Raw genomic sequence first — 6,808 nt, 5'->3', positions numbered from 1 at the left:
TCCTCAATACGCACTGCCCCGATCCGCAGTTGCTTCCCCGCGGCGCGGCGGCGGCACCGCGGCCCCCGGGAGACGACACCGACAAGCCGGCGCCGGGCAGCGATCCGCTGGGCCGCACCAGCCCGACTCCGCAGGGCCCGCAAACCCTGCCGACCCCGTACGCCGGGCCGCCGATCCACTTCAACTGAACCCGACCTGGAGGTAACCGTGAGCAGCGTGAAGGATCCCCTGCTGGAGGACGACCCGGACACCGTGACGGCCGCGGCCGAGCGATCCGAGCCGGGGAAAGCCGTTGTCTCCGAACCGGACACCGCGACACCCGCCCCGGGGACAACGACACACCCCATCCGCAGGGTACTCGCCGGTGTACTCGCCGCCGCGGTGTGTGCCGGAGCGGGGTTCGCCGGCTGGCGCATGTACTCCGACGCGGCGGTGGACCGCGCCGCATCGGAGGCGCTCGAGACCGCGAGGAACTACGCCGTCACCCTCACCAACATCGAGGCCGGCGACATCGACCGGAACTTCTCCGACGTCCTGGCCGGGGCGACCGGGGAGTTCCGCGACATGTACTCGAGGTCCAGCAGCCAGCTCAAGCAGATGCTGGTGGACAACAACGCCAGCAGCACGGGCACGGTGGTGGACGCCGCGGTGCGGTCGGCGACCGCCCACGAGGCGGTGGTGCTGCTCTTCGTCGACCAGACGATCACCAACACCGCCACCCCGGAACCGCGGGTCGATCGCAGCCGCGTGGTGATGACGCTCGACAAGGTGGACGGACGCTGGCTGGTGAGCAGGGTCGACCTGCTCTGATTGCGCCGCTCGGCGCCAGCAGGCTCCTGGTACGGCTCGGAAACCGCTGTTGCTGATGACGATCCGCGCGGGGCCGTCGATGGTTGCCAGCTCGTACAGCGCTTCGTCGAGATGGGTCGAAATCAGGATCATCCGCTCCTCCCACGCCGCCGGACCGGCCGGGGTGTCGCCCGCGCAGCGGCGGTAGTAGTGGCGCAGTTGCTGCTCATGGATCGCGAACCGGACGGGCGGATCGAGCGGAACGTCGCGGTAGGTGATGGTTCTATCCGGCGCTGTGGACGAGCATGTTGTACTCCTCGTCCGAGATGACGCCCATGAAATTCGCATGCCCGAGCCAGAACAGGCTGTCGTCGTCGTAGACGGGGTCCTCGGTGATGTCTACTTGGCCGCTTGACTTCTCGACTCGGGGGAAGGACTTGGCCCTCAACTCTGCCGCGACGTTGTCCAGGCTGATCTCGTTGTTCGCGAGTTGCTGCATCAGTTGCTTGGTAGTGGTCATTGGGCGTGCTCACTATTCTTGCTCGTGGGGTGAAGGGGAGGAGCTGGTCTACTCCGTCCTTTCCTGGCGGGGCCGACCCCGATCTCGCCGCCCTATGGGCGCGGAATCGCCACCCGCATCAACGATCACGGACCGTCTACAGCCAGGGCTGGCCGCATGTCGGCAGCTCACCTCGCTGCCGTGGATCTGTGGCTCGTCGGACGTGACCGGAGTCAGGGGGCCCGGAGGCTAGTTGGTGACGGCCGCTGCGCTGGGCGACTTCTTCGACTGCGGGGTCTTGCCCTCGGCCTGCCGGGCCTCGAGCAGGCGGCTGGCCTGGTCGAGAATGCAGTCGAGACCGTACTCGAAGTTCCGGTCGTTGGGCGCCCCGCTCTGGATTCCCTTCGCATTCGCCTCGGCGAGCAGCGGAGTGGTTTCGCTCGAGATCGGAAGGAGCTCGTAGTACGCACCCGACGGAGCTTCGGACTGCCGGTTCTTCTCCTGCAGGCGCTGCAGCACGATCATGCCGTGGACGTGCAACTGCACCGCCGAGTAGACGTCGACCGCGTCCTCGAGCGTGAACCCCGACTCGACGAGATTCGCGATGACGCTCTCGGTCTGCTTCGCGCCGAGCTGGGCGGCCTTGGGGCTCAACGCGGATCGGATCAGGATGAGGTCGCACAGAATCGGGTTCTTCACGAACGTCTCCCGGACGGTCCGTGCGTGGTTGCGCAAGGTGTCGCGCCAGTTCGAGGCCTCGACGAAGGGCATCGAGTAGGCGTACTCGCGCAGTGCGCGGTCGGCCATTGCACTGAGCAGGTCGTCCTTCTTGCGGAAGTACCAGTAGATGCTGGTGACGCCGACATCCAGGTGCTTGCCGAGCATCGGCATGCTCAGGTTGTCGATCGAGACTTCCTCCGCGAGTTCGAACGCGCCGTCGAGAATGTCGTCAGGGTTGAGTGAACCCCGTTCGCGCCGTGGCCGTTTCGCCATGTCACACTCCCAACTCTGTCGTGTCGCACCGGAGTGCCACCCGTCCGCCGGACCGGCTCGATGCCGCCGACCCACCCGTACATGCCACCGTAAATGATACCGACGGGGGCACGGTCGGCCCGGTGACGGCCTATCCCGATATCCTTACCGATAGTAATACAGTAACATTGTCGGCATTTGTGCGGGGTGGACGAGAGGCGGCACGTCGTGGATCTCGGACTAGCGGACGCGGCGGCGGTGGTCGTCGGTGGCAGCCGCGGGATGGGCCTGGCCACCGCTCGATGTCTTGCCGAGGAAGGGGCGCGCGTCGCCGTCGTCGGCCGATCGGAGGCCGCCGTCACCGCTGCCGCACAGGAGTTGACCGAGCGCGGTAGTCCGGAGGCGTTCGGCCTGGTCGCCGACGTTCGCGATGCCGCGCGTGTCGCATCGGTGTTCGCGGAACTGGATCGACGATGGAACGGCGAACTCAACGTGCTGGTCAACGCGGTCGGGCCGAACGTGCAGGGCAGTTTCGAGATGCTGACCGACGACCAGTGGCACGAGGCGGTCGACGACGGTGTGCTGTCGATGGTCCGCTGCGCCCGCGCCGCCCTGCCGATGCTGCGGCGCGCCGAGTGGGGCCGGATCGTGAACTTCTCCGCGCAGTCGACGCAGCGGCAGAGTGTTTCGCTCGCGGCCTACACGGCGGCCAAGGCGATGGTGACCAGCGCGTCGAAGAACCTGTCGCTGTTGCTCGCCCGCGACGAGATTCTCGTCAATGTCGTCTCACCCGGAGCGGTGGTCACCCCGGCTCTGGTCGACTGGGCCGCGTCGGTGGGTGTCGAGTCGGAGGATCCCTACCGGTTGATGGAACTCATCGACACCGAATACGGCCACGCCGCGCAACTTCCGCGCGCCGGTAGGCCCGAGGAGATCGGTGCCGTCGTCGCGTTCCTCGCCTCGCGCCGCAATTCGTACATGACCGGGGCGGACGTGAACGTCGGCGGCGGTTCGGATTTCGCGTGATCCGAACCGCCGCCGGGCCGTTCCGGGTGACGGGGGGTCGATGTGGGATCGGCTGTCAGCGCAGGCTGATCGCCATCCGCTTGATGCCGTGCACGAAATCGCTGTGCACGTACTCGGGTTCGCCGACGCTGAGGTCCGGCAGTCGCGTCAGGAGCTCGTGGAACAGATGCCGCAGTTCCATCTTCGCGAGCTGCCGGCCCAGGCACGAGTGCGGACCCGGCGCGCCGAAGCCGACGTGCGGATTCGAAGTTCGGGTGATGTCGAACTCGTGGGGTCGGTCGAACACCGACTCGTCGCGGTTGCCGGAACAGTAGAACAGCACGACCTTCTCGCCGGCTCCGATCTTCGTGCCCGCGACCTCGGTGTCCTCCGTCGCGTGCCGGGCGAAGTGGATGACCGGAGTCGACCAGCGCACGAACTCGTCGACGGCACCGTCGATACGGGCATCGAAATCCGCGAGCAGCCAGTCCCGCTGCTCCGGGTGCGCGACGAGCGCGGCGAGGGCGTGACTGCTCGCCTGCTTGGTGGTGTCGTTGCCCGCGGAACCGAGCAGCACCATGAACGCGCCGATGTCCTCGTCGCTCAGGCGATGGCCGTCGACCTCGGCGTTCACGATGTTGGTCATCAGATCGTCTCGGGGATCTTCGCGACGCGCACCCGCGAGTTCGGTGCCGGCGCCGGCCAGGATGCCGAGCTGGGTCATCAGATGCGGTGCGCGTTCCTCGAGGGAGGAATACTCCTCGTCGCTGGCGCCGAACAGGCTCTCCACCGCATCGGCGATTTTCTCCCGATCCTCGGGAGCGACGCCGATCATGTCGGAGATCGTGCGCATCGGCATCCTGCGTGAGTACTCCGCAGCGAAATCCACCGTGCCGTTCGCCGCGAGGTCGGCAACCAGATCGTCGACGATCTCCCGGGCACTGGTTCGGATCTGGTCCTCGATCAACCGGATCTGTCTCGGGGTGAAGGCCATGTTGATCAGACGGCGGTACCGGGTGTGCTCGGGCGGATCCATGGCGAGGAAGAAGGCCATCGCCCGCTGGATCTCGGCCGGCATCGGGTCCATGCTCACACCCTGGCTAGAGCAGAACAATTCGTGATTGCGGCTGACGTACTGGATGTCGCTGTGGCGCGTGACCGCCCAGAATCCGGTCTCCGCGTGCGGGAAGATCGACGGGGTAGGTGGGTGCCAGCTTAAGCCTTCCTCGGCGCGCAGTGCCGCGAACGTGTCGTCCCGGGTGCGGAAGTCGTTCTTCCAGAACTCGGGCGCCGAGATGTCGAGCCGATGAAAGGGGCGCGGCGAGGTGGCGCCGTCGACGGTCATCGGGCCCCGTCCTGCGAACCGTTGGAAAGTGCTGCATCGGTGCGCAATTCGATGTAGTGTCGGCCGGTCACAGAATCCCCCTGTATTCGGACTTCCAGACAGGTGTTCGGTATTACAGTTGATGTTACGGGATCGATATCCGCCGACGGGTCGAAGTTCGTGCGGTCGGCGTCGAGCCTGCCGATCAGACTCGACCGGGAAGGCTGAGCGAATGAGCACCGGCACCGCCGACAATCCCACCGACCTCCACCCGGCACCGGACCTCGCCACGCTGCTCGACGAGCAGCGTCGGGGGTTCCTGGCGGAAGGTCCACCCACCGCGGCGGTTCGGCGGGACCGGATCGACCGGCTCGTTGCGATGGTTCTGGACAACCGCGACGCCTACGTCGACGCGTTGTCCACCGACTTCGGGACCCGTTCGCGCACGGGGACGCTGTTCACCGAGATCATGGGCATGCTCTCGGTGATCGAACACACCCGGGCCCACGTCGACAAATGGATGAAACCGCGCAACCCCAAGCCCGGCGCCCGGCTATACGGAATCCGGGCCGAGGTCCAGCCCACCCCGCTCGGCGTCGTCGGCATCATCGGACCCTGGAACTTCCCGCTCAATCTCGTCGTACTGCCCGCGGCGGCCGCGTTCGCCGCCGGCAATCGCGTGATGATCAAGATGTCCGAGATCGCCGGTCACACAGCAGAACTCACGCGGTCGCTTGCATCGTCCTATTTCGATCCGACCGAGTTCGCGGTCGTCACCGGCGGTGCCGACGTGGCCGCGGAGTTCTCCGCACTGCCGTTCGACCACCTGTTCTTCACCGGCTCGACCCGCGTCGGGAAGCTCGTGCAGCGGGCCGCTGCGGAGAACCTGGTACCGGTGACGCTCGAACTCGGCGGGAAGAATCCGGTCGTGGTCGCGCCGGACGCGGACGTGCACCGATCCGCCGAGCGCATCGCCCGGGCGCGGATGGTCAACGGTGGCCAGGTGTGCGTGTGCCCCGACTACGTCTACGTACCCGCCGACCGGATCGACGCGTTCACCGTGACTCTGCAGTCGACGCTGCGCGCGATGTTCCCGACCGTCGTCGGCAACGACGACTACACCGCATGCGTCGACACCGCGAACTACGAACGGATCCTGGCGCTGCTCGACGACGCGCGGGCCCGAGGTGCGCGCATCGAACCGGTGGCGCCGGTGGGTGAGATCCTGCCCGACCCGGCGACCCGCAAGATCGCGCCGACCGTCGTCCGGGACGTCACCGACGAGATGCGCATCGCGACCGAGGAGATCTTCGGGCCGGTCGTGCTCGTCCGCCCGTACACGTCGCTGGACGAGGTGATCGACCGGGTCAACGCCGGCCCGTCGCCGCTGGTCGCGTACTGGTTCGGTCCCGACGGTCCGGACTTCCGCCGCTTCGTCCGCGGGACCCGTACCGGCGGTGTCGCCCGAAACGACTTCGCGATCCACATGCTCCCCGACGACGCGCCGTTCGGCGGGGTCGGGCACAGCGGCATGGGTGCCTACCACGGCAAGGTCGGGTTCGACACGTTCAGCCACCACCGCACGATCGTCGGCACCGACCTGCCGTTCGCCGTCACCGCGATGGCCGCCCCACCGTTCGCCGCCCCGACCCGCAAGATCGTCGATCTCGCACTGAACGCCGCTCACCGCCGTTCGCGGCGACGTACCCGCGGTCGCCTTCCGCACCGTACGACGGATGGGCCGACGCCCTCCGGGACCGTCACGTCTTGACCGCAGCGGCTCAGGTGTTCCCGCTGGATTCGCGGACCAGCGCGCGGACCACGCCGAGATCGGCCTTGCCGGAAGGAGTTCGGGGAAGCGCACCGACGAACACGATCCGTGCCGGAATCTCATACGGCGCCAGCCGGGTTCGCAGGAATTCGACGAGTTCGTCGGAGGTCACGGTGACCCCGTTCCGCGGTTCGACAACGGCGCAGGGCACCTCACCGAGCCGATCGTGCGGTGCCGCCACGACCGCGGCACCGTCGACCCCGGGATGCTGTTCCAGCGCGGCGCGCACGTCGTCGGGCAGGACCTTGAAACCGCCGCGGATGATCGCCTGATCGGCGCGGCCCAGAATCCACACGAACCCGTCCTCGTCGATGCGGGCGAGGTCGGTGGTGCGGATCCACTCCGATTTCGGGCCGAGCTGGCCCGGTTTGACCTCGAGCAGACCGGG

General features: G+C 67.2%; 7 protein-coding genes and 1 pseudogene. 4 read left to right on the top strand and 4 right to left on the bottom strand.

Going from position 1 to position 6,808, the window contains the following annotated elements; translation table 11 throughout:
• Both I0Q12_RS33860 and I0Q12_RS24985 read left to right on the top strand, forming a co-directional pair.
• A pseudogene (locus I0Q12_RS33860) lies at positions 1 to 188 on the top strand (MCE family protein); the annotation flags it as partial.
• Between the two features lie 19 nt (positions 189 to 207).
• Positions 208 to 810, top strand: a complete 603-nt coding sequence (locus tag I0Q12_RS24985; RefSeq protein WP_197255742.1) for a hypothetical protein — start codon at positions 208 to 210, stop codon at positions 808 to 810.
• A gap of 262 nt (positions 811 to 1,072) precedes the next feature.
• On the opposite strand, the gene I0Q12_RS24980 is transcribed toward I0Q12_RS24985, so the two are convergent.
• Together I0Q12_RS24980 and I0Q12_RS24975 are read right to left on the bottom strand one after the other, a co-directional pair.
• The gene (locus I0Q12_RS24980) at positions 1,073 to 1,309 is read right to left on the bottom strand and encodes a hypothetical protein (protein WP_197255740.1); all 237 of its coding nucleotides are present in this window, start codon (positions 1,307 to 1,309) and stop codon (positions 1,073 to 1,075) included.
• 228 nt (positions 1,310 to 1,537) lie between these two features.
• Positions 1,538 to 2,281: a TetR/AcrR family transcriptional regulator gene (locus I0Q12_RS24975; RefSeq protein ID WP_197255738.1), complete on the bottom strand. Its 744-nt coding sequence runs from the start codon at positions 2,279 to 2,281 to the stop codon at positions 1,538 to 1,540.
• A gap of 207 nt (positions 2,282 to 2,488) precedes the next feature.
• Between I0Q12_RS24975 and I0Q12_RS24970 the strand changes: the two genes are divergently transcribed.
• On the top strand, positions 2,489 to 3,286 hold the full coding sequence (locus tag I0Q12_RS24970) for an SDR family oxidoreductase (protein ID WP_197255736.1): 798 nt from the start codon (positions 2,489 to 2,491) through the stop codon (positions 3,284 to 3,286).
• Positions 3,287 to 3,341: 55 nt separating this feature from the next.
• Here the strand turns inward: I0Q12_RS24970 and I0Q12_RS24965 are convergent, their stop codons facing one another.
• Positions 3,342 to 4,610 carry a cytochrome P450 gene (locus I0Q12_RS24965; RefSeq protein ID WP_197255734.1) on the bottom strand — a complete coding sequence of 423 codons (1,269 nt, stop codon included), beginning with the start codon at positions 4,608 to 4,610 and terminating at the stop codon, positions 3,342 to 3,344.
• 211 nt (positions 4,611 to 4,821) lie between these two features.
• On the opposite strand from I0Q12_RS24965, the gene I0Q12_RS24960 reads away from it, so the two are divergent.
• Positions 4,822 to 6,360, top strand: a complete 1,539-nt coding sequence (locus tag I0Q12_RS24960; protein WP_231611378.1) for a coniferyl aldehyde dehydrogenase — start codon at positions 4,822 to 4,824, stop codon at positions 6,358 to 6,360.
• Between the two features lie 10 nt (positions 6,361 to 6,370).
• On the opposite strand, the gene I0Q12_RS33855 is transcribed toward I0Q12_RS24960, so the two are convergent.
• Positions 6,371 to 6,808: class I adenylate-forming enzyme family protein (locus I0Q12_RS33855; protein WP_231611377.1), on the bottom strand; the 438-nt coding region annotated here is incomplete at its 5' end.

It is taken from the genome of Rhodococcus sp. CX, from assembly GCF_015865005.1.
GTDB lineage: Bacteria > Actinomycetota > Actinomycetes > Mycobacteriales > Mycobacteriaceae > Rhodococcus.
The sequence above is the reverse complement of the archived record's forward strand: the minus strand, read 5'-3'. Positions and strand labels throughout refer to the sequence as shown.